The 26,259-nt window shown below is 72.9% G+C and carries 26 protein-coding genes and 1 riboswitch; of the genes, 4 read left to right on the forward strand and 22 right to left on the reverse strand.

The annotated features are described in order from the left end of the window. Window positions 1-10: 10 nt before the first annotated feature. The 12 genes from ACFYQQ_RS00255 to ACFYQQ_RS00310 form a co-directional block, all read right to left on the reverse strand. Window positions 11-589: a dihydrofolate reductase family protein gene (locus ACFYQQ_RS00255; protein ID WP_355789422.1), complete on the reverse strand. Its 579-nt coding sequence runs from the start codon at window positions 587-589 to the stop codon at window positions 11-13. A gap of 118 nt (window positions 590-707) precedes the next feature. Continuing rightward, complete coding sequence (locus ACFYQQ_RS00260) at window positions 708-1,283, reverse strand: GNAT family N-acetyltransferase (RefSeq protein WP_388902610.1); 576 nt, start codon at window positions 1,281-1,283, stop codon at window positions 708-710. Beyond that, window positions 1,232-1,804 (reverse strand): XRE family transcriptional regulator, encoded by a 573-nt coding sequence (locus ACFYQQ_RS00265; protein ID WP_355789417.1) that lies wholly within the window; start codon window positions 1,802-1,804, stop codon window positions 1,232-1,234. Before ACFYQQ_RS00265 ends, ACFYQQ_RS00260 begins: the two co-directional genes overlap by 52 nt. 50 nt (window positions 1,805-1,854) lie before the next feature. Then, on the reverse strand, window positions 1,855-2,757 hold the full coding sequence (locus ACFYQQ_RS00270) for a LysR family transcriptional regulator (RefSeq protein WP_356166079.1): 903 nt from the start codon (window positions 2,755-2,757) through the stop codon (window positions 1,855-1,857). A gap of 40 nt (window positions 2,758-2,797) precedes the next feature. After that, complete coding sequence (locus tag ACFYQQ_RS00275; RefSeq protein ID WP_355793499.1) at window positions 2,798-3,991, reverse strand: glycine C-acetyltransferase; 1,194 nt, start codon at window positions 3,989-3,991, stop codon at window positions 2,798-2,800. Between the two features lie 35 nt (window positions 3,992-4,026). After that, window positions 4,027-5,055, reverse strand: coding sequence for an L-threonine 3-dehydrogenase (gene tdh / locus ACFYQQ_RS00280; protein WP_355793501.1), 1,029 nt, complete (start codon window positions 5,053-5,055; stop codon window positions 4,027-4,029). A 181-nt stretch (window positions 5,056-5,236) separates the two neighbouring features. Next, the gene (locus tag ACFYQQ_RS00285; RefSeq protein ID WP_388902616.1) at window positions 5,237-5,827 is read right to left on the reverse strand and encodes a GAF domain-containing protein; all 591 of its coding nucleotides are present in this window, start codon (window positions 5,825-5,827) and stop codon (window positions 5,237-5,239) included. 28 nt (window positions 5,828-5,855) lie between these two features. After that, window positions 5,856-6,455: an ATP/GTP-binding protein gene (locus tag ACFYQQ_RS00290; protein ID WP_355795964.1), complete on the reverse strand. Its 600-nt coding sequence runs from the start codon at window positions 6,453-6,455 to the stop codon at window positions 5,856-5,858. After that, entirely contained in the window at window positions 6,433-6,804 is a 372-nt protein-coding gene (locus ACFYQQ_RS00295; RefSeq protein WP_355795961.1) for a DUF742 domain-containing protein, read from the reverse strand. Before ACFYQQ_RS00295 ends, ACFYQQ_RS00290 begins: the two co-directional genes overlap by 23 nt. Before the next feature lie 2 nt (window positions 6,805-6,806). Then, complete coding sequence (locus ACFYQQ_RS00300; RefSeq protein ID WP_356166088.1) at window positions 6,807-7,241, reverse strand: roadblock/LC7 domain-containing protein; 435 nt, start codon at window positions 7,239-7,241, stop codon at window positions 6,807-6,809. A gap of 59 nt (window positions 7,242-7,300) precedes the next feature. Further along, entirely contained in the window at window positions 7,301-9,499 is a 2,199-nt protein-coding gene (locus ACFYQQ_RS00305; RefSeq protein WP_388902621.1) for an ATP-binding protein, read from the reverse strand. A gap of 354 nt (window positions 9,500-9,853) precedes the next feature. Then, window positions 9,854-11,083 (reverse strand): MBL fold metallo-hydrolase, encoded by a 1,230-nt coding sequence (locus ACFYQQ_RS00310; RefSeq protein WP_355792035.1) that lies wholly within the window; start codon window positions 11,081-11,083, stop codon window positions 9,854-9,856. Window positions 11,084-11,328: 245 nt separating this feature from the next. Between ACFYQQ_RS00310 and ACFYQQ_RS00315 the strand changes: the two genes are divergently transcribed. Continuing rightward, the gene (locus ACFYQQ_RS00315; protein ID WP_355792038.1) at window positions 11,329-12,519 is read left to right on the forward strand and encodes a Glu/Leu/Phe/Val dehydrogenase dimerization domain-containing protein; all 1,191 of its coding nucleotides are present in this window, start codon (window positions 11,329-11,331) and stop codon (window positions 12,517-12,519) included. 77 nt (window positions 12,520-12,596) lie between these two features. After that, on the forward strand, window positions 12,597-13,220 hold the full coding sequence (locus ACFYQQ_RS00320) for a TetR/AcrR family transcriptional regulator (protein ID WP_356166094.1): 624 nt from the start codon (window positions 12,597-12,599) through the stop codon (window positions 13,218-13,220). Window positions 13,221-13,415: 195 nt separating this feature from the next. Here ACFYQQ_RS00320 and ACFYQQ_RS00325 read toward each other — a convergent pair whose 3' ends face one another. The 4 genes from ACFYQQ_RS00325 to ACFYQQ_RS00340 form a co-directional block, all read right to left on the reverse strand. Beyond that, window positions 13,416-14,201, reverse strand: coding sequence for an SGNH/GDSL hydrolase family protein (locus ACFYQQ_RS00325; RefSeq protein ID WP_355794654.1), 786 nt, complete (start codon window positions 14,199-14,201; stop codon window positions 13,416-13,418). 293 nt (window positions 14,202-14,494) lie between these two features. Then, a complete protein-coding gene (locus tag ACFYQQ_RS00330; protein WP_356166097.1) occupies window positions 14,495-15,370 on the reverse strand; it encodes a LysM peptidoglycan-binding domain-containing M23 family metallopeptidase in 876 nt (291 codons plus the stop codon). Between the two features lie 4 nt (window positions 15,371-15,374). Then, window positions 15,375-15,531, reverse strand: a riboswitch (cyclic di-AMP (ydaO/yuaA leader). Between the two features lie 379 nt (window positions 15,532-15,910). Continuing rightward, complete coding sequence (locus ACFYQQ_RS00335) at window positions 15,911-18,166, reverse strand: heavy metal translocating P-type ATPase (protein ID WP_388902627.1); 2,256 nt, start codon at window positions 18,164-18,166, stop codon at window positions 15,911-15,913. 100 nt (window positions 18,167-18,266) lie between these two features. Beyond that, window positions 18,267-18,554 carry a heavy-metal-associated domain-containing protein gene (locus tag ACFYQQ_RS00340; protein ID WP_355788777.1) on the reverse strand — a complete coding sequence of 96 codons (288 nt, stop codon included), beginning with the start codon at window positions 18,552-18,554 and terminating at the stop codon, window positions 18,267-18,269. A gap of 186 nt (window positions 18,555-18,740) precedes the next feature. On the opposite strand from ACFYQQ_RS00340, the gene ACFYQQ_RS00345 reads away from it, so the two are divergent. Next, on the forward strand, window positions 18,741-19,700 hold the full coding sequence (locus ACFYQQ_RS00345) for a hypothetical protein (RefSeq protein ID WP_355788780.1): 960 nt from the start codon (window positions 18,741-18,743) through the stop codon (window positions 19,698-19,700). A gap of 40 nt (window positions 19,701-19,740) precedes the next feature. On the opposite strand, the gene ACFYQQ_RS00350 is transcribed toward ACFYQQ_RS00345, so the two are convergent. Further along, on the reverse strand, window positions 19,741-20,286 hold the full coding sequence (locus ACFYQQ_RS00350; protein WP_355788783.1) for a phosphatase PAP2 family protein: 546 nt from the start codon (window positions 20,284-20,286) through the stop codon (window positions 19,741-19,743). Between the two features lie 158 nt (window positions 20,287-20,444). Beyond that, window positions 20,445-20,909 (reverse strand): large conductance mechanosensitive channel protein MscL, encoded by a 465-nt coding sequence (gene mscL, locus ACFYQQ_RS00355; RefSeq protein ID WP_355788785.1) that lies wholly within the window; start codon window positions 20,907-20,909, stop codon window positions 20,445-20,447. Between the two features lie 253 nt (window positions 20,910-21,162). Between mscL and ACFYQQ_RS00360 the strand changes: the two genes are divergently transcribed. Continuing rightward, window positions 21,163-21,960, forward strand: coding sequence for a tyrosine-protein phosphatase (locus ACFYQQ_RS00360; protein WP_355788788.1), 798 nt, complete (start codon window positions 21,163-21,165; stop codon window positions 21,958-21,960). A gap of 35 nt (window positions 21,961-21,995) precedes the next feature. Here the strand turns inward: ACFYQQ_RS00360 and ACFYQQ_RS00365 are convergent, their stop codons facing one another. From ACFYQQ_RS00365 to dxs, 4 genes are all read right to left on the reverse strand, one after another. Continuing rightward, window positions 21,996-22,112, reverse strand: coding sequence for a DUF6126 family protein (locus ACFYQQ_RS00365; protein WP_356166334.1), 117 nt, complete (start codon window positions 22,110-22,112; stop codon window positions 21,996-21,998). A 32-nt stretch (window positions 22,113-22,144) separates the two neighbouring features. Beyond that, a complete protein-coding gene (locus tag ACFYQQ_RS00370; protein WP_356166111.1) occupies window positions 22,145-22,783 on the reverse strand; it encodes an XRE family transcriptional regulator in 639 nt (212 codons plus the stop codon). A 62-nt stretch (window positions 22,784-22,845) separates the two neighbouring features. Beyond that, a complete protein-coding gene (locus ACFYQQ_RS00375; RefSeq protein WP_355781507.1) occupies window positions 22,846-24,336 on the reverse strand; it encodes an aspartate aminotransferase family protein in 1,491 nt (496 codons plus the stop codon). Further along, on the reverse strand, window positions 24,333-26,228 hold the full coding sequence (dxs, locus tag ACFYQQ_RS00380) for a 1-deoxy-D-xylulose-5-phosphate synthase (RefSeq protein WP_355781504.1): 1,896 nt from the start codon (window positions 26,226-26,228) through the stop codon (window positions 24,333-24,335). The genes ACFYQQ_RS00375 and dxs overlap by 4 nt, the downstream gene beginning before the upstream one ends. Window positions 26,229-26,259: the final 31 nt, after the last annotated feature.

The raw sequence follows: 26,259 nt of genomic DNA on the forward strand, positions 1-26,259 counted from the left end.
CGGGGCCGGGTCAGTGGTCCTTCGGCTCGCGCAGCACCCGGTGGTGGAGGAAGACGACTCTCGGACCGACGACGCGGGACTCGACGAGTTCGAGGTCCACCCGGCGCTCGTCACGGGGGAAGAACGGGATGCCGCCTCCGAGCAGCAGGGGGCAGACCCTGGCCCGGTACTCGTCGATCAGTCCCGCCGCGGCCGCCTCGGCGGCGAGCGTCGCGCCGCCGATCCCGATGGGGCTCTCTCCCGGCTCGGCCCGCAACCGCTCGATCTCCTCCACGACGCCACCGGAGGCCAGGCGCGCGTTGCCCTCCACCTCCGACAGCGTGGTGGAGAACACCACCTTCGGGAGGGCCTTCCAGAGCGCGGCGAACTCCAGCGTCGGGGCGTCGAGCGACGGGTCCTGGTCGGCGGTCTCCCAGTACAGCATCGTCTCGTACAGCCGCCGCCCCATCAGGTGGACGCCGAGCGCGCGCACCTCGTCGGTGGCGAAACGGAAGAGCTCCTCGTCGGGCGCCCCCCAGTCGAGGCCGCCGTCCGGCCCCACGATGTAGCCGTCGAGCGAGACGTTCATCGAAAAGGTCACGCTGCGCATCAGAAGTCCTCCTCGGTGCCGGGTTCGACACTATGACCGCGCGCGGCGGCGGAACTCATCGCGACGCGGGCAATCTCCCGCCCGACCGGCCGAATGGCGCCTGACGCGGCCCGCGGGCTCAGGTGGCGGGGCCCACGTGCTTGTAGAAGATCGTCGTGGGGTGCAGCGTGCCGCCGGGTGTCGCGGCGTAGTCCGGGATCGCGCCGACGCGGGTCCATCCGGCGGAGCGGTAGAGGGACTCGGCGGGGCTGCCCGTCTCCGTGTCGAGGTGCAGCAGGGTGACACCCGCCGCGGCGGCCGCCCGCTCGGCGGTGGCGAGTAGCGTACGTCCGAGGCCCTGCCCGCGGCCGTCCCGGTGCACCATCAGCTTCACCAGTTCGGCGCGGTGGCGGCTGTTGGGCTTGCCGGGGAAGGCGAGGCCGACGGTGCCGGTGACCCGGTCGCCGGTGCGCGCCACCCAGACGGTGAGCTCCCCGGCGGCGACCGCGTCCGCGCGCTCCCGCCACCAGGCGAGGGCCGCCGCGCGGTCGAGCGGGGCGAGGAACCCGACGGAGGCTCCGCCGTCCACGGTGTCGGCCAGCAGGTCCGCCAACGCGTCGGCGTGGTGCAGCAGTTGGTCCGAGGTCAGCTGGGACACGGCGGTCACGGCAGCACCACCGCCAGCGCGTACCGGACGTCCTCGGGGCCGGGGCATCGGAAGCGGGTCGGTCCCCACACCCGCATCCGCAGGCAGTCACCGGCGGCGAGGTGGTGCTCGACGTCCCGCGCGGTGACGCCGAGGCTCCCGGACAGGACCCAGATGTGCTGTTCGAGGCCGGGGACGGGCGGACGGTCGTACGCGATGTCGGCACCCGCCGTGAGCCGGCCCTCGACCAGTTCACCGCGCAGGCCCGCGTGCGGCGGGGAGACCGAGCGTCGTACGAAACCGGACGCGGCGTCCTTCCAGACGGCCTGGTCGGCGGCGCGCACGAGCAGGTCCGGGGCCGCCTCGACCTCGCTGAGCAACTGCGACATGGTGCGCCCGTAGACACCGCACAGCCGGTTCAGCAGTGCGGCCGTGGGGCTGATCTCGGCCCGCTCGGCGCGCGAGAGCGTCGAGCGGCTCACTCCGCTGCGGTCCGCCAACTCGCCCAGGGACCAGCCACGTTCGGCGCGCAGCTCGGCCAGGCGGGCGGCGAGCCGGGCGTCGACGGCGTCCTCCACATCGTTTCCCATATTCGGGATGCTATCCCAGATGTGGGACGCGAAACGAAGGCCGCGTCGGATCACGCCGTCGCGGCCTCCGCCAGGGCCTCCAGCACGGGCCTGATCAGGGGATGGCCCTCCGCCCCGCGGCGTACGGCGGCGAAGACGCGCCGGGTCGGCGCGGTGCCGTCGACGGGGCGGACCACCACACCCGTGAGGTCCATGCCGCGCAGGGCCGAGCGGGGCACCAGGGCGACCCCGGCGTCGGCCGAGGCGAGGGCGACGACGGCCCGGAAGTCGTCCGAGGAGTGTTCGAGGCGGGGCTGGAACCCGGCGTTCTCGCAGGCCAGGACGACCACGTCGTGGCAGGGGTTGCCCGGGTAGGGGCCGATCCAGGGGTCCTTGGCGAGCTCGGCGAGCGGCACCTCGCCGGCGCCGGCCAGTCGGTGCGTCACGGGGACGACCGCGTCGAAGGGCTCGGCGTAGAGCGGTACGTGGGTCAGGCGCGGGTCGTCCGCGGCCGGGGCGCCCCGGTACTCGACGGCGACCGCGACGTCGACCTGCCGGTCCAGGACCATGGGCAGGCTGGCGTCCCCCTCGGCGTCCTGCACGCGCAGGCGGATGCCGGGCGCCGTCAGCGCGAGGCGGGCCAGTGCGGGTGCCACGACCAGGCCGATGCCGGTGGCGAACGCGGCGACGGTGACCGTGCCGGCCGCGCCCGAGCTGTACGCCGCCAGTTCGGCCTCGGCGCGTTCCAGCTGGGCGAGGACCTCGTTCGTGTGACCGAGCAGGATCTCGCCCGCCGGGGTCAGCCGTACGCCCCGGGCGCCGCGCTCGACGAGCCGGTGGCCGGTCTCCTGCTCCAGCGCGGCCAGTTGCTGGGAGACGGCCGAGGGCGTGAGGTACAGCGCGGCGGCAGCCGCCGTCACCGTGCGGTGGTCCGCCACCGCACGGAGGATGTGGAGCCGCCGCGCCTCGATCATGCGACCGATTCTCTCAGGTCACAGGGCCTTCGGATCCCGCTCAGACGTCGAGCTCCGCGCGGGCCGCCACGAACGCGTCCACGGCCCGGTTCACGTCCTCGGTCGAGTGGGCGGCGGACAGCTGCACACGGATACGCGCCTGCCCCTGCGGGACCACCGGGTACGAGAAGCCGATCACGTACACACCGCGCTCCAGGAGCAGCTCGGCGAGGCGTCCGGCGACGGCCGCATCCCCGATCATGACGGGGGCGATCGCGTGGTCGCCGGGGAGCACGTCGAAGCCCTCCTCCGCCATCCGGGAGCGGAACAGCGCCGTGTTGGCGGCCAGCCTCTCTCGCAGGTCGCCGGCCGACTCCAGCAGGTCGAGGACCTTCAGGGAGGCGGCCGCGATCACCGGGGCGAGCGTGTTGGAGAACAGGTACGGGCGCGAGCGCTGGCGCAGCAGGGCGACGATCTCGGCGCGGGCGGCCACGTAGCCGCCGGACGCGCCGCCGAGGGCCTTGCCGAGGGTGCCGGTGATGATGTCGACGCGGTCCATGACGCCGTGCAGCTCGGGGGTGCCCCGGCCGCCGGGGCCGACGAAGCCGACGGCGTGCGAGTCGTCGACCATGACCATGGCGTCGTAGCGGTCGGCGAGGTCGCAGATCTCGCGCAGCGGGGCCACGTAACCGTCCATGGAGAACACGCCGTCGGTGACGATCAGGCGGCGGCGGGCGCCGGACGCCTCCTTGAGCTGCTGCTCCAGGTCGGCCATGTCACGGTTGGCGTAGCGGAAGCGGCGCGCCTTGGACAGCCGGATGCCGTCGATGATGGAGGCGTGGTTGAGGGCGTCGGAGATCACCGCGTCCTCGGCGCCGAGCAGCGTCTCGAAGACACCGCCGTTGGCGTCGAAGCAGGAGGAGTAGAGGATCGTGTCCTCCTGTCCGAGGAACGCGGACAGGCGCTGCTCCAGCTCCTTGTGCACCTCTTGCGTGCCGCAGATGAAGCGCACGGAGGCCATGCCGTAGCCCCAGCGGTCGAGTGCCTCGTGCGCGGCGGCGACGACCTCGGGGTGGTCGGCGAGGCCGAGGTAGTTGTTCGCGCAGAAGTTGAGGACCTCGCCGGGGCGGCCGCCGGAGGTGACGGCGACGGTCGCGGACTGCGGGGTGCCGATGACGCGCTCGGGCTTGTGCAGGCCGGCGGCGCGGATCTCGTCGAGGGTGGCGCGGAGGTCGTCGCGTACGGAGTCGAACATGGAAAAGGCTCCTGAAGTGCTAGCGCGGGAGGGGGTTACGCGGTCCAGTCGAGGATGACCTTGCCGCCGCGGCCGCTCGCCGCGTCCGCGAAGGCCGCCTCGAAGTCGCGGTAGCCGTACCGGCCGGTGATGACGGGGGCGAGGTCGAGTCCGCCTTCGAGCAGGACCGACATCGCGTACCAGGTCTCGAACATCTCCCGGCCGTAGATGCCCTTGATGGTGATCATGGACGTCACGATCCGGGACCAGTCGACCGGGAACTCCTCGGCGGGCAGCCCCAGCATGGCGATCCGCCCGCCGTGCGTCATGTTGGCGATCATGTCGCGCATCGCCTCGGGGCGGCCGGACATCTCCAGGCCGATGTCGAAGCCCTCACGCAGTCCCAGCGCGCGCTGGCCGTCGGCGATGGTCCCCTCCCGGACGTTCAGGGCGAGGCTCACACCGATCTTGCGGGCGAGTTCCAGCCGCTCCTCGCTGACGTCGGTGATGACGACGTTGCGGGCGCCGGCGTGCCGGGCGACGGCCGCGGCCATCAGGCCGATGGGTCCGGCACCGGTGACCAGGACGTCCTCGCCGACCAGCGGGAAGGAGAGCGCCGTGTGCACCGCGTTGCCGAACGGGTCGAAGATCGCGGCGATGTCGAGGTCCACCGGCACGCGGTGCACCCACACGTTGGCGGCGGGCAGGGCCACGTACTCGGCGAACGCGCCGTCGCGGCCGACACCGAGACCGACGGTGGCCCGGCACAGGTGACGGCGGCCGGCCAGGCAGTTCCGGCACTTGCCGCAGACCAGGTGCCCCTCGCCGCTGACCCGGTCGCCCACCGCGATGTCGGCGACGTCACGGCCGGTCTCGACGACCTCGCCGACGAACTCGTGGCCGAGGACGAGCGGGGTGCGGATCGCCTGCTGCGCCCAGCCGTCCCAGTTGCGGATGTGCAGGTCGGTGCCGCAGATGCCCGTCCTGAGGACCTTGATCAGTACATCGCCGGGACCGATGGACGGCTCGGGTACGTCCGCGAGCCAGAGGCCCGGTTCCGCCTTCTCCTTGACCAGCGCCTTCAACGCTACGGCTCCTGTGGGTGAGGTCCCGGAGCGGGGCACGCCGGAGCGGCCCGTACCGGGGAGAGAGGTGTGATCCCCCCGAAATCTGCCGTACGACGCGTGCCCCGGTCCATCGAGGTTTTCTTAAGCGCCGTCGCAGCTTTCCTTCACGCCCCCGCGCCCCGCCGACCGGAGGGCGCGCTCACGGCCCGTGGGCCTCCCGGCGTTCGAGCTGCGCGACGAGTTCCGACGCCATCGACTTGATCGTCTCCAGGCCGGCTCTCCCCCACGGACGCGGTTCGACGTCCACGACGCAGACCGTGCCGAGGGCGATGCCGGTGCGGTCGATGAGCGGGGCGCCCAGGTAGGAGCGGATGCCGATCTCGTCGACGACCGGGTTCCCGGCGAACCGCGGATAGTCGCAGACGTCCTCCAGGACCAGCGCCTTGCGGCGGACCACCACATGCGGGCAGAAGCCGTAGTCGCGGGTCAGGTGGCGACCGAAGCCGCGCGTGCCGCCGTCCGCGGTCGCCGCGGTGATCAGCCGGGCGCCCGAGCCCGCACCGCCCGGTGTGTGCAGACCGGCGAAGAACTGCCGTTTCTCGTCGATGAAGTTGACCATCGAGTAGGGCACCGCGGCGACCTCCGCGAGCCGGTCCGCGAAGGCGTCGAAGGCCGGCTCGGCGCGCTCGCCCAGGCCCAGCCGGCGCAATCGCCGCACCCTGGTCGGCGCGTCCTTGTCCTCCGGGGTCAGCAGCAGGCGGCCTGCCGGACGCGGAGGGTCGTAAGTCATGGGCGGGCTCCTCGATTCGGGACGGGGCTCATGTGTGGGCCCCGTGACTGGGGACGTGGGTCGGCGCGTGGGCGAGGAGATGGCGTACCAGCGTGAGCAGGGTCTGCACCCCGGAGCTGGAGATCCGGGCGTCGCAGCGCACCACGGGGACCTCCGGATCGAGGTCGATGGCCGCGCGCACCTCGTCGGGGTCGTAGCGGTACGAGCCGTCGAACTCGTTGATCGCGACGATGAACCCGAGGCCGCGCTGCTCGAAGAAGTCGACGGCGGCGAAGCACTCCTCCAGGCGGCGCGTGTCGGCGAGGATCACCGCGCCGAGCGCGCCCTCGGACAGCTCGTCCCACATGAACCAGAACCGCTCCTGCCCGGGGGTGCCGAACAGGTAGAGCACGTGTTCCGGGTCCAGGGTGATGCGCCCGAAGTCCATCGCCACGGTCGTCTCGACCTTGTTCTCGATCCCGTCGAGGTTGTCGGTCGCCGCGCTGACCGTGGTGAGCAGCTCCTCCGTACTGAGCGGCGCGATCTCGCTCACCGCGCCGACGAAGGTCGTCTTGCCGACCCCGAACCCGCCCGCCACCAAGATCTTCAGTGCGGTGGGGAAGGGATCAGAGCTGTCGTCGTAGTCCATCGAGCACTGCCTCCAGAAGAGACCGGTCAGTGGGGTTGTGGTGGAACTCGGGAGGCTTGGTGGTCAGCGCCCCGCAGTCGACGAGGTCCGACAGCAACACCTTGGTGACCGCCGCCGGCAGCTTCAGGTGCGCGGCGATCTCCGCGACCGACAGCGGCCCCCGGCACAGTTCGAGTGCCTGGGTGTGCTCCGGGCCGAGGTAACCGAGCGGGGTCGCCCCGGTGGTCATCACCTGCGAGAGCAGGTCGAGCGCGGTCGTGGGCCTGGTCCGGCCGTTGCTCACCGTGTACGGGCGCACCAGCCGGCCGGCCGCGTCGTCGAGCCAGGGCCCGTCGCCGGCCGCGGCCACCCTCAAGGCCTCATCGCCGACGGTTCGACGGCGACCTGCCGGGGCGCGGTCACTAGATACGGCCGCACGCTCTTGACCAGCATCGCCATCTCGTAGCCGAGCACCGCCGCGTCGGCCTCGCGCCCGGCGAGCACGGCGAGGCAGGTGCCCGAGCCGGCGGTGGAGACGAACAGCAGCATCGAGTCGAGCTCGACGACGACCTGGCGTACGTCGCCGCCGTCGCCGAAGCGGTGTCCGGCGCTGCGCCCGAGGGAGTACAGGCCGGAGGCCAGGGCCGCCATGTGGTCGGCGCTGTCGGTGTCGAGGCCGTGGACCGACTTCACGAGCCCGTCGCAGGACAGGAGCACCGCGCTCGTGGTGTGCGGTACGCGCTGGACGAGGCCGCTCATCAGCCAGTCCAGGTCGGATACATGGCCGGTCGGCGCATCGCTCGCCATGATGGATCGACTCCTTGGAATACGAAGGTCTGCGGGAGCGGTGGGGGTGGGGGTGCTGGTCATCCGGCCGGTGCGCTCCCGTCGTGCCGGGTGGTGAAGTCGTGTCCTGGCGCGGGCGCGATCTCGCGCACTCCGTGCGCTTCGTGCCGCGCGGACGCGTGGGTCGGTTGCTCCTCGGTTATGTGCGGCGCCTCCATGGACGTCTCGGCCTCCACAGGCAGGTGCTCCATGGGCGGGCCCTCCATGTGGCGTCCGTCCGGGGCCGCCTGTCCCGCGGGGGCGTACGACGGGGGCTCCCCCGGGAAAGCGGGGTGGGGCGCGGACGGCAGGGGCGACGCGCCGAAGTGGGCCGCGGGGGACGGAGCGGACAGGTCGGTGTGCGGCAGGCCCGACTGCGGCGGCTCTCCGTGCGGGCCATCGGGCGGGAGCCCGTCCCTGTGGCGCACGCCCATGTGCAGGGCCTCCACCATGGCCGGCGCGTCCATGTGGTCCGGCGCCGGCTGGTCCCGCTCCGTGTAGGCCGTCTCCCGCTGGGCGGCCTCCGCGAGGCCGATGCCGCGCTGGAAGGCCGCCATCAGACCGGGATCGTGGCCGACGTGCTGGTCGGCGTCCGGCCGGGGCAGGGTCGTCGGACCGTCGCGGAGCTGGGGCGCGATGTGCTCCTGGGCGCGGCGCCGGGGCAGCTGCGGCGGCCTGCCCATGGTGCCGCGCACGGCGCCGTTGCGCGGCACGGGCGGGGTGCCGGCGTTCTCCGCCACGGTCCGCCGGTCCTCGGGCCGGACGCCGGGCACGGCCTCCGCCGGGGTGGGCCGCTCCTGGCGGGCGCCGCGCAGGGGCAGCGGCGCGGGGCCGCCGTCGACGCCGGACGCGGTGGCCGGTGCCCGCCGCGGCTGACGCGTCTGCCGGGGCAGGGCGGGCGCCGCGGCGTGCCGGGGCGCCGACGGCTCGGGCGCGGCTCCGGCGGCCTGGAGCTGCGGCGGGCCGGGCGCCGGACGCGGAGGCTGCGCCGCCTCCCGCGCCGGTGCCCGCGGCACCGCCCCGGGCTCCTCCGGGTCCGTGCCGAGCAGCGCCTGCGGTACGACGAGTACGGCCTGGACGCCGCCGTAGATGTTCGCCTGGAGCCGTACGTGGATGCCGTGCCGCCGGGCCAGCTGCGAGACCACGAACAGTCCGATGCGGCCGTCCTGGAGCAGGCTGGCGACGTTGACCTGGTCGGGGTCGGCGAGCAGGGCGTTCATCTTGTCCTGCTCGCCGACGGGCATGCCGAGGCCCCGGTCCTCGACCTCGACGGCCAGTCCCGAGGTGACGAGGCTGGCCCGGAGCAGCACCTGGGTGTGCGGGGCCGAGAACACGGTGGCGTTCTCGACGAGCTCCGCGAGCAGGTGGATGACGTCGGCGACCGCGTGCCCGCGCAGGGTGCCGTCGATCGGCGGCACCAGCTTGACCCGTGAGTACTGCTCGACCTCGGCGATCGCGGACCGCAGCACCTCGGTCGTGGAGACGGGGTTGCTCCACTGGCGGCGTGAGACGGCCCCGCCGAGGACGGCGAGGTTCTCGGCGTGGCGGCGGATGCGGGTGGCGAGGTGGTCGACGTGGAAGAGGCCCTTGAGCAGGTCCGGGTCCTCGATCTCGTTCTCCAGCTCGTCCAGGATGGAGATCTCCCGGTGCACGAGGGACTGGAGCCGCCGGGCCAGGTTGACGAAGACCTCGACCTTCTGTTCGCTGCCCGCGTGGCTGGAGAGCTGCGCGGCCTGCACGACCGCGATCACCGCGCCGTCCTGGGCGCGGACCAGGTCGGCGGCGAGCAGCTCGAAGTCGTCGGCGTCCCCGGGCGGCCCCTTGCGCGGCTTGCGCTGGGGGGCGGCCTCGCCGCGGCGCAGGGTGTCGACAAGGGCGCGCAGGTCCGCCTCGCCGCGGGCGGTGGTGCGGCGCAGGGCGGCGACGCGGTCGCGGACGGACCTGGCCGCGCGGTCGGCGGCGATCGCGGCGATCACGATCCCCGCGCACGCCACGCCGGCGGCTCCGGCGAGCACGGCCCACAGCGTCGGGCTGGGCCGGGCCCCGGCCGTGCGCAGGATGAACAGGACGGCGGCGCAGGCGCTCAGGGCCACCGCGATCGGCGGCAGGACGGCCAGCCGCAGCAGCTGAGACCGTATGTGGGTCTCGGGCAGCGGCGGAGCGGCGCGGGCGACCGGCCGCCCGTGCCGGCCGCCCTCACGGCGGTCTGCGCGTGCGGCCGGTGCGCGGAGGTGAGACATCGGCGTCCTCGTACTGGTGCGTCGGGGGCACGGGACCCCCGCGGGTCTGCGACTCGGGCATGCGCCATCGCGGAGTCGGCCGACGGAGCCGAGGAGATCGACCCCGCGTCGCCCGACGGCCACTCACAGTAGTCGGCAACACATCATGTGCGACGGGCAGTTGACAAACTCCCGCGGAGACCGTCCCGCTCTGGTATGAGGCTTCGTACGACAGACCGACAAGCGCCTCGGACATCCGCTCACCTTCGGAAACGAATCGATCGGAGCTGGTCAGAAGCGGTCAGTGGCAAACGGCGAGGGCCGAGGAGCGGTGCGCTCCTCGGCCCTCGCCGTACGGTTCCTCGTCCCGGTCGGTCACCCGGCGGGGACGGTCTCCGGCTCTCCCGTGCCCTCCGCGGACCTGGCCTCGGGGTCACTCGCCGTGGCCTCCGGGGCCGCGGCGGCCGTCTTCGCCGGGGCGTCCCAGCCGCCCTCGGGCTCCCGGGCGACACCACGCCACCAGGGCTCGGACGGGACGGTCTCGGCCGTGGGCTCGAACGGCTCCCCCGGGTGCGGCAGGGCGATACGGGCGCCCGCCGCGCGGGCGGCCTCGATCGTGCCCTCGCCGGGCTCCACCCACGGGTGCGTCGCGAGGTTGAACGTCGCCCAGTGGATCGGCATCATCACGCCGGCGGGCCGGCCGCCCTGGAGGTCCAGGTGCGTCCGCATGCCCTCCTCGGGCGTCATGTGGATGTCCGGCCAGAACTCGCTGTACGCGCCGACCTGGATCATCGTCAGGTCGAACGGGCCGTGCTCGGCGCCGATGTCCTTGAAGCCCTCGAAGTAGCCCGTGTCACCGCTGTGGTAGATCCGGTGCTCGTCGCCCGCGACGGCCCAGGAGGCCCAGAGCGTGTGCTGCGCGTTGCGCAGGCCGCGGCCGCAGAAGTGGCGCGCCGGGGTGGCGGTCAGGGTGAGGCCGCCGACCTTCGTCGACTCGTTCCAGTCCAGCTCGCGCAGGCGGTCGGCGGAGACGCCCCAGCGCTCCAGGTGCGCGCCGACCCCGAGCGGCACCGCGAAGACCGTGTCCGTGCCGGCCAGGGCCTTGATGCTCGGCATGTCCAGGTGGTCGTAGTGGTCGTGCGAGATGACGACGACGTCGACCGGGCCGAGGGCGGCCAGCGGCAGGGGCACGGGGTGCAGCCGCTTGGGTCCGGCGAAGGCGAACGGGGAGCAGCGGTCGCCCCACACCGGGTCGAAGAGCACCCGGTGCCCGTCGATCTCGGCCAGCACGCTGGAGTGTCCCATCCAGGTGATCCGCAGTCCGCTCGCAGGGGGCGCCGCGAGGTCAGCGAGGGTCGTGGGGTGCACCGGCACCGTGCCGACCGGGGACCGGTGGGGCCGCTCGTCCCGGCGGAAGAAGACCTTCGCGAGCTCGATCATGGAACCGTCGGGGCGGATCCGGGCACTCTCCGGGTTCTTGAAGACACCGTCGGCGAAATTGGGCGACCTGCGGATGCGCTCCAGGCGCTCGCCGCTCGGATCCGCGCCGAAGGCGGCGGGCCGCAACGAGCGGAGCCCGGAGCTCAGGGGACGGGAACCGGTCACGGCAACCTCCTGGTGGAGTCGGTCTGACATTCCATTATGGTCCGCCCCTCCGACAACGCCGGGTCATTCGGGTGACGGCACGGTGTCCCGGACCCCACCGGCCGGTTGCCCGCCCCGCGTCCGCAACTGATCCGCCGTTCAGTAAGCGAGGTCGCCCGGCTATCATCCCTGCGGATCCCGACCGCGGGTTCACCAAGGGCCCCGCCGCCCACGACCCCTCCGGCCCACCCACCCCAGGAGCCCCCATGACCGCCCCCGGCGACGCCCCGCTCATCACGCTGACCTGGACCGACCACGTCACCGGACGGCAGGGGCACCTGGTCGTCGACCGGCTGGTGCGCGGGGTCTCCAGCGGCGGGCTGCGCATGCGCGAGGGCTGCACGGTCGAGGAGGTCGCCGGGCTCGCCCGCGGCATGACGATGAAGGAGGCCCTGCACTACGACCCCCAGGGCCGCTACATCCCGCTGGGCGGCGCCAAGGGCGGCATCGACTGCGACCCCCGGGACCCGGAGGCGTACGGCGTGCTCGTGCGGTACCTGCGCGCGGTGCGCCCCTATGTCGAGAGCGTCTGGGCGACCGGGGAGGACCTCGGTCTCACGCAGGACGTCGTGGACCGGGCGATGGCCGAGGCGGGGCTCGTCTCCTCGATCCAGGCCGTGTACCCGCTGCTCGACGACGAGGCGGCGGCCCGGCGGCGGCTGGCGGACGCGTTCGCGGTCGAGGTGGACGGCATCGGGCTCGACGAGCTGGCCGGCGGCTGCGGGGTCGCCGAGTCCGTGCTCGCGGCCCTGGACCGGGCGGGCGTGCCGTACGCGGGGACCCGCGTCGCCGTGCAGGGTCTCGGCACCATGGGCGGGGCGACGGCGCGTTTCCTGGCCCGCGCCGGGCTCACCGTGGTGGCGGTCGCCGACGTCAAGGGCACGATCGCCGATCCGCGCGGACTCGACGTCGACGCGCTGCTGGCCGCGCGGGACGCTTACGGCACCGTCGACCGCGGCGCGCTGCGTCCCACGGACCGTGAACTGGACGCGGACGCCTGGCTGTCCACCGACGCGGAGGTGCTGGTACCGGCCGCCGTCTCGTATGCGATCGACACGGACAACCAGGCGGGTGTCAGGGCCCGTTGGATCGTGGAGGCCGCCAACATGCCGGTGCTGCCCGAGGCGGAGGAACTGCTCGCCGCGCGCGGGGTCACCGTCCTGCCGGACGTGGTGGTGAACTCCGGCACCAACGCATGGTGGTGGTGGACGCTGTTCGGCGACATCGGCCCCGACCCGGACGAGGCGTTCACGCACATCCGGCGCTCGATGCGCACCCTGATCGACCGGACGCTGGCCCGCGCCGAGGCCGACGGCAGCACCCCCAGGGAGGCCGCGCACGCCATCGTCGCCGACCGGCTGCCGGTGATCGCCGAACGGTACGGCCGCTACCGGTGAGGTCCCGGCACCCCTCGGCGCGGGACCGGCCCCGAGCCCCCGTCGGGCCGTCCCGCGCGACGGATTAGGGTTGCCGCGTGGCGAGAGTGCGGTTGAGTGTGGGCCGGCGGCGCGAGGAGATGCTGCGGGCCGCCATCGGGCAGATCGAGGCGCGGGGTGTCGCGGCGGTACGGATCGCCGACGTGGCCGCGGCGCTGGGAGTGAGCAACGCGCTGGTCCTCTACCACTTCTCGACCAAGGAGAAGCTGGTCGCGGAGGCGTTCACGTTCGCCGCCGAGGACGACCTGACCCGGCTGCGCAAGCTGCTGGGCCGGCGTACGTCGGCGCTGCGCCGGCTGCGGGCCGCCGTGCGCTGGTACGCGCCGACCGGACAGGCCAAGGGCTGGCGGCTGTGGATCGAGGGCTGGGCGGTGGCCCTGCGCGAGCCGGGGCTGCGCGAGGTCACCCAGGGCCTCGACCGGCAGTGGAAGGCGGCGATCGCCGAGGTCATCGCGGAGGGCGTCGCCGCGGGCGAGTTCACGTGTCCGGACCCCAAGGACGCGGCCCTGCGGCTGACGGCCCTGCTGGACGGTCTCGCCGTGCAGATGACCGCGTACCCCGGCTCGGTGTCCCGCGCGCGCACCCAGGCGTGGGTGGACGAGGCGCTCGCCCGTGAACTGGGCCTGGAGCGCGAGGCCCTGACCGCACCGCCCGGCACCTGACACACCGGGGCCGGACACGGGCGCTCACGAACTCCCTTTACGGCGAGTCCAGTTGCCCGTCGGTCCGCCCACTCCCCCGCGGAAGCCGGCCCTCCCCGGCACCGACGGGACGGCGGGCCGCAACGATTCCGTGCAGCAGAGCCGTTGAGCCCGCCCGCGCACCCGCCCGGCGCTCCGCCCGGCCCCTCGTACCGCTCAGACGGCCGGTGCGATCCGCGTCTTGATGTCGTCGGGCGACAGGCTGCCCTTCGCCGCCACGTGGTCCCCGGAGGACTCGCCGCGCAGCCGCCGTCCGATCCACGGCACGAGGTACTCGCGCGCCCACTGGATGTTGTCGCGGCGCACCTCGAAGGTGCCGCGCGGCGGGAGCGGGGGCCAGGCCTGGTCCGGGTCCGCCGGGACCTCCAGGCCGAGGACCTGCCCGGCCCGCAGGGCGACGCGAGTGTGCCCCTCGGGAGAGAGGTGGAGCCGGTCGCCGTCCCAGGCGCGCCGGTCCTGCACGGTCTTGAGGGACCACAGGTCGAGCACCGGGCAGCCGTAGCGGTCGGCGATGGCCCGTACGTGTCCGTTGTACGTGGCGATCTTGCCGCGCAGGTGCTTGAGCACGGGTACGCCGCGGGTGTCGAAGCCGGTGGTCACCATGACGGTGCCGACGACCGAGGTGAGGTCGGCGACGGCCCGCTCGAAGCGCTCTGCGACCTCGTCGGGGTCGGTGCCGGGCCGGATGATGTCGTTGCCGCCCGCGCAGAAGGAGACGAGGTCGGGTTCCAGCGCCTTGGCCTGCGGGAGCTGGTCCGCCACGATCTGGTCGAGCAGTTTGCCGCGTACGGCGAGGTTGGTGTAGCCGAAGTCGCCCTCGGGCCGTCGGTCCGCGAGCAGGACCGCGAACCGGTCGGCCCAGCCGACGAAGGCCCCGTCCGGACCGGGATCGCCGACGCCCTCGGTGAAGCTGTCCCCCACCGCCACGTACGACCCGATCACTGATCTGTTGTCACTCTTCGAATCGTCTGCCACATCGGCCCATGATTCACCTTTTGATGTGAGCTACGCGACCGTAGGAAGGGGTTGACGTGCGGTGAGATAAGCCACTCGTCAAGTGTTGGTCAATCCCGGAATAAGGCGGTGTTCAAGGGCGGTTGACGAGCCTCAACGCCTGCGTCCACCCACGCGGTACGCGTGCGGCGGTCACCGCCGCAAAGGGAGTGTCGCCCCCGGCACGGCGGAGGCCGGACCCCGGTGATCGGGGTCCGGCCTCCGGTGTGCGGGTGCGGGCGTCAGCCGACGGAGACGCCGTGCGCGCGCAGGTACGCGAGCGGGTCCACGTCCGAGCCGTAGTCCGGCGTGGTGCGGATCTCGAAGTGCAGGTGCGGTCCGGTGACGTTGCCGGTCGCGCCGGACAGGCCGATCTGCTGACCGCCGGTCACGGTCTGCCCGGCCGAGACCGAGAGCGAGGACAGGTGGGCGTACTGGGAGTACTGGCCGTCGGTGTGCCGGATGACGACCTGGTTGCCGTACGCGCCGCCCCAGCCGGCCGAGACGACGGTGCCCGGTCCGACGGCCTTGAGGGTGGTGCCGGTCGGGACCACGAAGTCGACGCCGGTGTGGTAACCGCTGGACCACATGCTGCCCGCGGTCTTGTAGGACGTGCCGACGGTCGCGCCCTCGACCGGCAGGGTGTAGCCGGAGCTGCTGGTGGCGGCGGCCGGGGCGGCCTGCGTCTTGGCCGTCTGGGTGGTCTTGCCGGACGGCTTGGCGGCGGTGGAGGGCTTGGCGGGGGCGGACGCGGCCTTGCCGCCGAGCGTCAGCTTCAGGCCCGGGTGGATCAGCGCGGGGTCGCCGCCGATGGCCTTGCGGTTGTCCTGGTAGAGCTTCTTCCAGCCGCCGCTGACGTCCTGGTCGTCGGCGATCTTCGCGAGGGAGTCGCCCGCCTTGACCGCGTAGGTCTTGGTCACGGCCTTCTGGGCGGCGACGGGGGCGGCGGCGACGGTCTTCGCCGTGGCGGAGGAGGCGGCGGCCGCCGGAGTGGCGGCGTGGGCGCCGGCGGCTCCCATCAGGGGCAGCGCGAGTGCGGCGCCACCGGTGCCGGCGACGGCTATCGAGCGGGTGATGCGCAGGGACTTGGGACGGCGGTGCTTACCCTTCGCGGGCATGGTGCATTCCTCTCCGGCGCCTGCGAGGTGAGCTGTCGGGTGCGGGCTGGAGATGCCCGGCCGCGTTGCGCGCGGCTTGACCCCTAGCCCGTTCCGGAGACCGGAACAGGCGTCGTACCTGTGGGTCCCCCGCTCCTGCCGTGGACGGGTGAGTGTGCGGGATCCGGGCGGCGGCAGGATTGGGCGTCCGTCCGGAGTGAGGCAGAACGTAAGCGACATGAGAGGGCCTGGACAAGCTTGTGGGGTTTCTGTGCACACCCATTTCTTGATCGATGTCCCTATTGCCGGTGACTGTCCGTCGACGAGCGATCTTCCCGGGGCCGCAATCCCCTGGCGCACCCGAGGATTTGACGGACGGCGGCCGCGACGCACCGTCACCGGTATGACCCTGCTCACGCACCAGGACGCCAGCGAGCCCTAAATCATTGCCAGTTGGACCTTAAGCACCAAACAGGACAGAACGGCCACTTGCGACGAGATGGAACAACCGTCACAAGTGGCCGCTCCGTCCCCTCCGTGACGGGGTTCGCGGCGTCCGGGTCAGTCGAGGGCCCTGAACCCGCGCAGGCGCAGGGAGTTGCCGACGACGAAGACCGAGGAGAAGGCCATGGCGGCTCCGGCGATCATCGGGTTGAGCAGGCCCGCCGCGGCGAGCGGCAGGGCGGCCACGTTGTAGGCGAAGGCCCAGAACAGGTTCGACCTGATGGTGCCCAGCGTTCTGCGGGACAGCCGGATCGCGTCGGCGGCGACGCGCAGGTCGCCGCGTACGAGGGTCAGGTCGCCGGCCTCGATGGCCGCGTCGGTGCCGGTGCCCATGGCCAGGCCCAGGTCGGCCCGGGCCAGCGCGGCGGCGTCGTTGACACCGTCGCCGACCATCGCGACGCTGCGCCCTTCGGCCTGGAGCCTCTCCACGACGGCGACCTTGTCCTCCGGCATGACCTCGGCGATCACCTCGTCGATGCCGACCTCGGCCGCGACGGACTCGGCGACGGCCCGGTTGTCGCCGGTGAGCAGGACCGGGGTGAGGCCGAGGGCCCGCAGCCGCCGTACGGCCTCGGCGCTGGTGTCCTTGACGGCGTCGGCGACTTCGAGGACCGCCCGCGCCTCGCCGTCCCAGGCGACCGCGACGGCGGTGCGGCCGGCCGCCTCGGCGACGGCCCGAGCGCGCTCCAGTTGCGCCGGCAGGCTCATGGACCACTCCCGGAGGAGCCTTTCGCGGCCGACGAGGACCGCGTGACCGTCCACGACGCCCTGCACGCCCAGCCCGGCGACGTTGGCGAAGTCCTCGGGGACCGGCAGGGTGACGCCCCGCTCGGTCGCCCCGGTGACGACGGCCCGGGCGACGGGGTGTTCGGAGGCGTGCTCCAGGGCGCCCGCCAGCCGCAGCACCTCGGCCTCGCTCGTCGCGGGGGTGGTGTGGACGGCGAGGAGGGTCATCCTGCCGGTGGTGACGGTGCCGGTCTTGTCCAGGAGGATCGTGTCGACCCTGCGCGTGCTCTCCAGGACCTCGGGGCCCTTGATCAGGATGCCGAGCTGCGCGCCCCGGCCCGTGCCCACCATGAGCGCGGTCGGGGTCGCCAGGCCCAGCGCGCAGGGGCAGGCGATGATCAGCACCGCCACCGCGGCGGTGAACGCGGCGGTCAGCCCGGCGCCGTTGCCCAGCCAGAAGCCGAGGGTGCCGAGCGCGAGGGCGATGACGACGGGCACGAACACGGCGGAGATCCGGTCGGCCAGCCGCTGGGCCGCCGCCTTGCCGTTCTGCGCGTCCTCCACCAGTCGTGCCATCCGGGCGAGTTGGGTGTCCGCGCCGACCCGTGTGGCCTCGACGACGAGCCGGCCGCCGGCGTTCAGCGTGGCGCCCGTGACGGTGTCCCCGGGGCCGACCTCCACCGGCACGGACTCCCCGGTCAGCATGGAGGCGTCGACGGCCGAGGTGCCCTCGACGACGGTTCCGTCGGTGGCGATCTTCTCGCCGGGCCGGACCAGGAAGCGGTCCCCTGCTCGCAGCTCGCCCACCGGGATCAGCCGCTCACGGCCCTGCCGCAGCACGGTGACCTCCTTGGCCCCGAGCTCCAGCAGCGCCCTCAGCGCGGCACCGGCCCGGCGCTTGGAGCGGGCCTCGAAGTACCGTCCGGCCAGGATGAAGGCGGTGACACCGGCGGCGGCCTCCAGGTAGATGTTCCCGGCGCCGTCGGAGCGGCCGACGGTGAACTCGAAGGGGTGCGTCATGCCCGGGGTGCCGGCGGAGCCGAGGAACAGCGCCCACAGGGACCACAGGAAGGCGGCCGAGGTGCCCACCGAGATGAGCGTGTCCATCGTGGCCGCGCCGTGGCGGGCGTTGGTGATCGCGGCCCGGTGGAACGGCCAGGCCGCGTAGGTGACCACGGGAGCGGCGAGGGTGAGGCTGAGCCACTGCCAGTACTCGAACTGGAGGGCGGGGATCATCGCCATCGCGACGACCGGGACCGCCAGGACCACGGCGGTGACCAGCCGTTGCCGCAGGGGGCGCAGCTCGTCGGCCTCGCCCGGGGCGGCGCCGTCCCGCCCCGGCCCGGTGTGCGGTGGAGCCGGTTCGGCGGCGGTGTAGCCCGTGGCCTCCACGGTGGCGATCAGGTCCGCCACCGACACGTCCTGGCCGCGGTAGCTGACCTTCGCCTTCTCCGTGGCGTAGTTGACGGTGGCCTCGACCCCGTCCATGCGGTTGAGCTTCTTCTCGATCCTGGCGGCGCACGAGGCGCAGGTCATGCCGCCGATGGCGAGTTCGACCTCGGCGGTGTCGGGGACCGTGGTAGTCATCACTGCTCCTCGGACTGGTGCGGAAACGGGCTCGGGACGAGCACGGGGAAGCGGGGTGCCGGGCCCGGCGTGCGTCGGGCCCGGCGGCGGACGGCGGGGCTCAGGCCGCCCGGCCGGTGAGCGCGTAGCCCGCCTCGTCCACCACGGCGGCGAGCACCGCGTCGTCGGGCTCGGCCTCGGTGGTCACCCGGACCTGTCCGGCGTCGATGTCGACGTCCACCGAGAGCACGCCGTCGAGGGCGCCGATCTCCTTGGTGAGCGTGGCCTTGCAGTGCCCGCAGGTCATGCCGGACACGTCGTAGACGGTCGTGCGGGCGTCGGTGAGCGCGACGTCGGCGGTGGCGGCAGCGGTGGTGGAGCAGGTGCCGTCTGGGGTGCAGCAGGACATGGGATCTCCTCGTCAGTGGGACGGCCGCCTGGTTAGATACCCCATGGGGGTACCGTCGGCCGACCTCAGGTATACCCCTCCCCGGTATTGTTGGCAAGCGTCGACCGCCCCTCTTGAAAATACCCCTGGGGGGTATACGCTGCCGGTGAGAGCACCGCTCAGGACACGCTTCAAGGGGAGAACCGCATGAACACCGCAGTGAAGATCACCGCGTTCGGCGCCGCACTCGCGGCCTCCTTCGCCGCCGCGTACGGCGTCGGCGACGCCGTGGGTCCCGTGACCGCGGGCCCCGAGCCAACCTCGCACTCCGGTCACGACGGGGGCGCCTCACCCGGCCCGGCGGGCAGCGGCGGCGACGCGGTCGCCTCAGGGCTCCAGGTCTCCGAGGGCGGCTACACCCTCGACCTCGCGACACCGGCCGTGCGCGCCGGGAAGGAGAGCCGGCTGAGTTTCGTCATCCGCGACCGGACCGGCCGTCGCGTCACCGCCTACCAGCGCGAACACGACAAGGAACTGCACCTGATCCTCGCCTCGCGCGATCTGGTCACCTACCGGCACCTGCACCCCGTCCGGGCCGCCGACGGCACCTGGTCCACGCCGGTCGACCTGCCCGCCGCCGGCAGCTACCGGGTCTTCGCCGACTTCACCCCGGCCGCCGAGGGGGCCGCGAACCTCACCCTCGGCGCCGACCTCGCGGTCTCCGGCACGTACAAGCCGGCGGAGCCGCCCAAGCCGTCCCGCACCGCGTCCGTGGACGGCTACACGGTGACGCTCAACGGCGAGCTGCGCCCGGGCACGCCGGGACGACTGAGGCTGAGCGTCAGCAAGGACGGCCGCCCCGTCACCGACCTCCAGCCCTACCTCGGCGCGTACGGCCACCTCGTCGCCCTGCGTTCCGGGGACCTCGCCTACCTGCACGTCCACCCGCACGGCGAGCCCGGCGACGGCACGACGAAGCCCGGGCCGGACGTCACCTTCACCGCCACCGCCCCGAGCGCCGGCACCTACCGCCTCTTCCTGGACTTCCGGCACCACGGCACCGTCCGCACGGCCGCCTTCACCGTCTCGGCGGGAGCGGGCACCGACGCCGGGCGGCACGAGGAGAGCACCGCGCCCGCCGAGAACACGGACGGCCACGGGCACTGACGACCCGCGGGACGACGGCGGCCGGGGCGGTCCCACGCGGTCAGCGCAGCAGGCGCAGCGCCAGACGGGGAGCCTGGTGCACAAGGGCGGCCGCGGCCAGACCGACCGCCGCCCCCGCGGCGACGTCGGACGGGTAGTGCGCGCCGGTGTGCACCCGCTCGGCGGCCACCATCAGGGCCGGGACCGCGCACACGGCGCCCGCCAGCGGCCACACCACCGCCACCGCCGCACTGAAGCCCACGCCCGCGGCGGTGTGCCCGGACGGGAAGGAGGAGGAGTCGGGCCGCTCGTGGACGTCCTCGTGCGAGATCCACTCCTTCGGCGGCCGTTCCCGCTCGCAGACCTGCTTGAGCACGCCGTTCGACACCAGCTCGGCCACGGCCATGCTCGCCAGCCCGGCGGCCGCGGCCCGGCGGGCTCTCCAGCCCACCGTGCACATGACGGCCGCCGCCCCCCACCACAGCTTGGTGTGCTGAGCAGCGTCCTCCACGGCGGGCAGCAGGCGCCGCGCGCAGTCCGACTGCCACGCGGCCACCCGCCGCGTCAACCGGTGGTCACTCTCTCGAAGATCCGCCCATGCGTTCATGACCTGCGGCTTCCCGCCCGACGCCAGTCGTAACGGGGCCGGCCCAGGATGCATGTGGCAGCCGTCGGCCAGGTCCGCCCGCACGCGGGCAGGGGGCACCGCACGCCCCGGGACCTCGTCCCGAGGGGCGGCCGGTCCCGCCGGTGGCCGGTCGCCGGTCACCGGTCCTGACGTGCCGGTACGGTCCCCTCCGACGTCTGAGCGGTCGCCTGCGCGGGCAGGGCCGGCAGCGGACTCGTGCAGGAGGCGCAGCGGCGGGCCTCGGTGGGCACCGGGCTGAGGCACTCCGGGCACTCCCGCTTGGGCGCCTGCACGTCGTGGCTCGGCGCGAAGCGCTGGTGCAGCTTGTTCACCGGCAGCACCACGAGGAAGTACAGGGCCGTGGCGACCAGCAGGAAGCTGATCGCGGCGTTGATGAACGCGCCGTAGGGGAAGTCGGTCCCGCCCGCCGTGAAGGTCTTGCGGCTGAGATCACCGGTGGCCCCGGACGCCAGCCCGACCAGCGGGGTCAGAAACGCCCGGACGAACCCGTTCACCACCGCCGTGAAGGCCGCGCCGATCACGATGCCGACCGCCAGGTCGACCACATTGCCGCGCAGGATGAATCCGCGGAACCCCTTCACCTGTCACTCCTCCATCTGACTGCGTCACCGCCCGTCGGCGCGGGCGGCCTCCTGCGCGGCCCGGCGCCCCCTACGAGCGACGTCTTACCGGCTTGGCGCCGGGCAACCGCCGACCGCGCCACTCCGCTTCCCGTCCGCTCCCGGGCGCCTGTGGACAACTCATTGCCCTGGGAACCCATGTCGTATCGTCGAGAGCGCATCCCGTCGGCGAGCGATGCCGAGCAGCGCCGGCGGACGAATGGGAGGAGCCACCGTGACGCAGCAGGTCCCGTCGACCGAGCCCGAGCTGGCCGGAGTGCGTAACTTCCGTGACGTGGGCGGCCTGCCCACCACGGACGGTCGGCGAGTGCGGTACGGACGCCTGTTCCGCAGCGGCCACCTCGCGCACGCGACGGACGAGGACGCCGCGTTCCTCGCCTCGCTCGGCCTGCACACGATCTTCGACTTCCGCAACGCGGCCGACCAGAAGCTGGAGGGCCCGGACGTCTCGCTGCCCGGCGTGCGGAACGTGAATCTGCCGCTGACGGACCCGGCGGACGGGGCCGAGTTCTGGAAGATGGTCCGCGACGGCGACCTGGACCAGCTCCGGGCGATCCTCTCCGACGGCAAGGCCGCAAACCGGATGATCGGCTCCTACCGGATCATCATCAAGGACCGCACCGCAGAGCACTCCCGGGTGCTGCACGCGCTGGCCGAGGACAGCGTGCCCGCCCTGATGCACTGCGCGGCGGGCAAGGACCGCGCGGGCCTGTCGATAGCCGTGACCCTCCTGGCGCTGGGCGTGGAGCGCGACGCGATCCTCGCCGACTACCTGGAGTCGAACGCCACGCACCGCCGCTACAAGGTCCACCGCAGCAGCTCCGCCGCCTCCGCCTACTCCCCCGAGGTCATGGAGCTGCTGAGCCCCCTCTTCGACGCGCGCGCCGAGTACCTGACGGCCGCCTTCGAGACGATCGAGGAGACGTGGGGCGGTGTCGACGCCTATCTGGAGAAGGGCCTGCGGGTCACCCCCGAGGTGCGGCAGCGGCTGCGGGACCGGCTCCTCGACTGAGGGGCCCGGCCCGGCGACGGGCCGGACTCGGTCGGCTACTGGTTCTGCGCGCCCAGGGTGAACAGCAGGTAGATGAAGGCCGCGAAGAGGTGGCCCACGGCGACGTAGATGATGAGCCGCACCCACAGCGCGCGCGGGAACTTCTCCTCCATCGACCGCCGGGTGCCGGGCTCGGTGGGCTCGGTCATGAGGTCTCTCCTGGTGTCGGGTGGCCCGTGACCGGACCGAGGCAGAGCGCGGTGGCCGGGCTCTGCAGCAGTGTGTGGACGAAGAGCAGCTCGGCCCCGTCGTGATCGGCGGCGGCGAGACGGTGCGGGGTCAGCGAGTCGAAGTGCGCGCTGTCGCCCGGCGCGAGGATGTGCGCGGTGTCCCCGAGGCGCAGTCGCAGCCTCCCGGTGAGGACGTACAGCCACTCCTCGCCGGGGTGGACGCGCACGATGTCGCCCTGCGCCCCGTGCGGGACGTGGACCCGCAGCGCCTGCATCCCGCGGCCGGGGGCGCCCGCCTGCCAGTAGGTCCAGCCGCCCGCCGTGCTGGGTTCCACGTCGGCGGCGCGCGTCACGGCGTCCCGTTCGGCGACCGTCTCGCCGAGCAGTTCGGAGACCGTCGTACCGTAGACACGGGCGAGTGCGAGCAGCATCGGCAGCGAGGGCTGGCGCTGCCCGGTCTCCAGCCGGGAGAGATGGGCGGGCGAGAGTCCGGCGGCGCGGGAGGCGGCCTCCAGGGTGAGGGAGGCGCGACGGCGCAGCGCGCGGAGCTGCGGTGCGACGGCGGGCAGCTCGTCGGCCGGACGTTCCGGGTTCGTGTCCGCGGCGGGGCTCATAGCGTCCATTGAGCCGCACAGTTGCCTCTGAGGCAACTTTGTTGCCCCAGAGGCAAAAGGCGTCAGCGGTTCGCGACCGCCTGCTTCACCAGGGTCTTGCCGAAGTCCCACATCAGGCCGCCACCGCTGTGCGCGTCGTCCATGACGGCGGTGAAGGCCTCCACGAACCGGTCCACGTCTTGCTCCCCGATGGTCAGCGGCGGGATCAGCTTGATCACTTCCAGGTGGTCGCCGGAGACCTGGGTCAGGATGCGGTGCCGCTGGAGCAGCGGTACGACGACCATCTGCGCGAAGAGTCCCTTGCGTGCCGCCTGGAGCATCGCCCACCGGCTGCGCAGCTTGAGCGACTGGGGCCGCCCGAACTCGATGCCGATCATCAGGCCCCGCCCGCGTACGTCACTCAGCAGCTCGTACTTGTCGACGAGCGCGGTGAGCCGGGACTTCAGCTGTTCACCGGTCGCCCGGGCGTTGGCGACGACCTGCTCGTTCTCCAGCACGGACAGCACGGCCAGTCCGGCGGCCATCGCCTGGGCGTTGGACCCGAAGCTCGCCGAGTGGACGAGGACGCGGTCCATCGACGAGTAGACCTTCTTGAAGATCCAGTCCTTGCCGAGCGTGGCGCCGACCGGCACGTACCCGCCCGACAGCGCCTTGGCCACGCACACCAGGTCCGGCTCGACGCCGTCCTCGTGCTGGTAGGCGTAGAAGTCGCCGGTCCGGCCGAGCCCGGTCTGCACCTCGTCGGCGATGAGCAGCGCCTTGTGCCGGCGCAGCAGCTCCTGGGCTCCGCGCAGGTATCCGGGCGGCGCCTCCAGCACGCCCTTGCCCTGGATGGGTTCGACGATCAGGGCGGCCACGTCGCCCTTCTTGAGCTCCCGCGCGAGTGCGTCGAGGTCCCCGAGCGGGACAGCCGTGTCGGGCAGCAGTGGTGCGAAGCCGTCGCGGAAGCCGTCCTCGCCGTTCACGGACAGCGAGCCGGTGGTCAGCCCGTGGAAGGCGTGCGAGCAGTAGAGGACACGCGGTCGCCCGGTCGCGTACCGGGCGAACTTGAGCGCGGTCTCGACGGCCTCGGTCCCGCTGTTTCCGAAGAACACCCGGTCCAGGTGCGGGCTGTGGGTGAGCAGCTTCTCCGCGAGCAGTCCCGGCAGCGGCTGGCAGTCGAAGCGGGTGAGGTCGGCGAGCTGGGCGTCGAGGACGTCGTGCAGCGCCTTGCGGACGACGGGGTGGTGGCGGCCGAGGCCCATCACCCCGAACCCGGCGAGCATGTCCAGGTAGTCGTTGCCGTCCGCGTCCCAGAAGTGGGCGCCCTCGGCCCGCTCGTAGACCTTGTCGAAGCCGATGGTGTGCAGCATGCGCGGGAGCTGGTGGTTCAGGTGCTTGCTGTGCAGGTCGTAGCGCTCGGCGCCGCGCTCGGCCAGCAGCGCCGCGAGGTCGAACTCCGGGCGTCCGCCGCCGGACGGCCCGGAGGAGGGCTCCGCGGACGGGGAGTGCCCGGCGAGCGGACCGCCGGCTACGGGCTCCTCCGAGGGAGCCGTCCCTGAGGGGATGGTCATTCCTGTTTCTCCTTGGCGAACTGGTCCTTCGCCGCCAGGCCGGCGCTGATCCGTCCGGCGATCTCGACGGGCGTGAGGCCGATGTCCGCGAGCACCTCGCCGCGCTTGGCGTGCGCGAGGAACTGCTCCGGAATGCCGAACCTCCGTACGGGTACGTCGACTTCGGCGTCGCCGAGCGCGAGGGCGACGGCGCCGCCCACCCCGGACGCCCTGCTGTTGTCCTCGACGACGGCGACGAGGCGGTGCCCGGCGGCGAGACCGGGCAGCGCGGGGTCGACCGGCTTGACCCAGCGCGGGTCGACGACGGTGCAGCCGATCCCGCGGCCTTCCAGCAGCTCGGCGGCCTTGAGGCACACGGGCGCCATGACACCGACGGCGACGAGGAGCACCTCGGGCCGTTCGGCGCGGTGCAGGACGTCCATGCCGCCGACGCGGCCGGTCGCGGGGACGGCGGGGCCGACCGACTCCTTCGGGAAGCGGACCAGCGTCGGGGCGTCGTCGACGGCGACGGCCTCGCGCAGCTGGGCCCGCAGCTGGTCGGCGTCGCGCGGCGCGGCGATCCTGAGGCCGGGCACGACCTGGAGGATCGACATGTCCCACATGCCGTTGTGCGACGCGCCGTCCACGCCGGTGACGCCGGCCCGGTCGAGCACGAACGTCACACCGCACCGGTGCAGGGCCACATCCATCAGCAGCTGGTCGAACGCCCGGTTGAGGAAGGTCGCGTAGACCGCGACGACGGGGTGCAGACCGCCGGTGGCCAGCCCGGCCGCGGACACCGCGGCGTGCTGCTCGGCGATACCGACGTCCCACACCCGGTCGGGGAACCGCTCGGCGAACTCCCCGAGTCCCACCGGGTGCAGCATGGCCGCCGTGATCGCCACGACGTCCTCGCGCTCCTCCCCGATGCGGACGATCTCGTCACCGAACACCGAGGTCCAGGAAGGGCCGTTGGAGGGCGCCAGGGACTCACAGGTCAGCGGGTCCATCACCCCGACCGTGTGGAAACGGTCCTCCTCGTGCGCGAGCGCGGGTTCGAAGCCGCGGCCCTTCTCCGTGAGGCAGTGGACGAGGACCGGCCCGTGGAAGCCCTTCGCGCGCCGCAGCGCCGACTCCACGGCCGCCGTGTCGTGCCCGTCGATCGGCCCCACGTACTTGAGCCCGAGGTCCTCGAACATGCCCTGCGGCGCGAACGCGTCCTTGAACCCCTTCTTCGCGCCGTGCAGCGACTCGTAGAGGGTGCTCCCGACGACCGGCGTGCGCAGCAGTACGTCCTTGCCCCAGGCCAGCGCCTTCTCGTAGCCGTCCGTCGTACGCAGCGTCGCGAGGTGGTTGGCGAGTCCGCCGATGGTCGGGGCGTACGAGCGCTCGTTGTCGTTGACGACGATGATCAGCGGCCGGTCCCGGGCGGCGGCGATGTTGTTCAGTGCCTCCCACGCCATGCCGCCGGTCAGGGCGCCGTCCCCGATGACCGCGACGACGTGCCCCTCCTCGCCCCGCACCTGCCGTGCCTTGGCTAGCCCGTCGGCCCAGCCGAGCACCGTCGAGGCGTGGCTGTTCTCGATGACGTCGTGCTCGGACTCCTCGCGTGAGGGGTAGCCGGACAGGCCGCCCTTGCCGCGCAGCTTGGAGAAGTCCTGGCGGCCGGTGAGCAGTTTGTGCACGTAGCTCTGGTGGCCGGTGTCCCACAGGATGCGGTCGACTGGCGAGTCGAAGACCCGGTGGAGGGCGACGGTCAGTTCGACCACCCCCAGGTTGGGCCCGAGGTGACCACCGGTCCTCGCGACCGCGTGCACCAGGAACTCGCGTATCTCCGTGGCCAGTTCGCCGGTCTGCGCCTCGGACAGCGCCTTCAGGTCGCGTGGTCCCCGGATGCTCTCCAGAATCGTCACGCTCGGGCCCCCTCTCGGTCCATGCGTTTGT

Source organism: Streptomyces sp. NPDC005496, assembly GCF_042872045.1.
Taxonomy (GTDB): Bacteria; Actinomycetota; Actinomycetes; order Streptomycetales; family Streptomycetaceae; genus Streptomyces.

Coding starts and splice junctions, on each gene's coding strand:
- ACFYQQ_RS00270 (WP_356166079.1), bottom strand. CDS start 2,757: ATGATCGAGGCGCGGCGGCTCCACATCCTCCGTGCGGTGGCGGACCAC.
- ACFYQQ_RS00260 (WP_388902610.1), bottom strand. CDS start 1,283: ATGCCCCGGCCCCGAGGACGTCCGGTACGCGCTGGCGGTGGTGCTGCC.
- ACFYQQ_RS00375 (WP_355781507.1), bottom strand. CDS start 24,336: ATGACCATCCCCTCAGGGACGGCTCCCTCGGAGGAGCCCGTAGCCGGC.
- ACFYQQ_RS00255 (WP_355789422.1), bottom strand. CDS start 589: ATGCGCAGCGTGACCTTTTCGATGAACGTCTCGCTCGACGGCTACATC.
- ACFYQQ_RS00365 (WP_356166334.1), bottom strand. CDS start 22,112: ATGGAGGAGAAGTTCCCGCGCGCGCTGTGGGTGCGGCTCATCATCTAC.
- ACFYQQ_RS00290 (WP_355795964.1), bottom strand. CDS start 6,455: ATGGACTACGACGACAGCTCTGATCCCTTCCCCACCGCACTGAAGATC.
- ACFYQQ_RS00315 (WP_355792038.1), top strand. CDS start 11,329: ATGACCGCCCCCGGCGACGCCCCGCTCATCACGCTGACCTGGACCGAC.
- ACFYQQ_RS00265 (WP_355789417.1), bottom strand. CDS start 1,804: ATGGGAAACGATGTGGAGGACGCCGTCGACGCCCGGCTCGCCGCCCGC.
- ACFYQQ_RS00300 (WP_356166088.1), bottom strand. CDS start 7,241: ATGGCGAGCGATGCGCCGACCGGCCATGTATCCGACCTGGACTGGCTG.
- ACFYQQ_RS00275 (WP_355793499.1), bottom strand. CDS start 3,991: ATGTTCGACTCCGTACGCGACGACCTCCGCGCCACCCTCGACGAGATC.
- ACFYQQ_RS00345 (WP_355788780.1), top strand. CDS start 18,741: ATGAACACCGCAGTGAAGATCACCGCGTTCGGCGCCGCACTCGCGGCC.
- ACFYQQ_RS00370 (WP_356166111.1), bottom strand. CDS start 22,783: ATGAGCCCCGCCGCGGACACGAACCCGGAACGTCCGGCCGACGAGCTG.
- ACFYQQ_RS00305 (WP_388902621.1), bottom strand. CDS start 9,499: ATGTCTCACCTCCGCGCACCGGCCGCACGCGCAGACCGCCGTGAGGGC.
- ACFYQQ_RS00335 (WP_388902627.1), bottom strand. CDS start 18,166: ATGACTACCACGGTCCCCGACACCGCCGAGGTCGAACTCGCCATCGGC.
- ACFYQQ_RS00285 (WP_388902616.1), bottom strand. CDS start 5,827: ATGACTTACGACCCTCCGCGTCCGGCAGGCCGCCTGCTGCTGACCCCG.
- ACFYQQ_RS00350 (WP_355788783.1), bottom strand. CDS start 20,286: ATGAACGCATGGGCGGATCTTCGAGAGAGTGACCACCGGTTGACGCGG.
- ACFYQQ_RS00340 (WP_355788777.1), bottom strand. CDS start 18,554: ATGTCCTGCTGCACCCCAGACGGCACCTGCTCCACCACCGCTGCCGCC.
- ACFYQQ_RS00330 (WP_356166097.1), bottom strand. CDS start 15,370: ATGCCCGCGAAGGGTAAGCACCGCCGTCCCAAGTCCCTGCGCATCACC.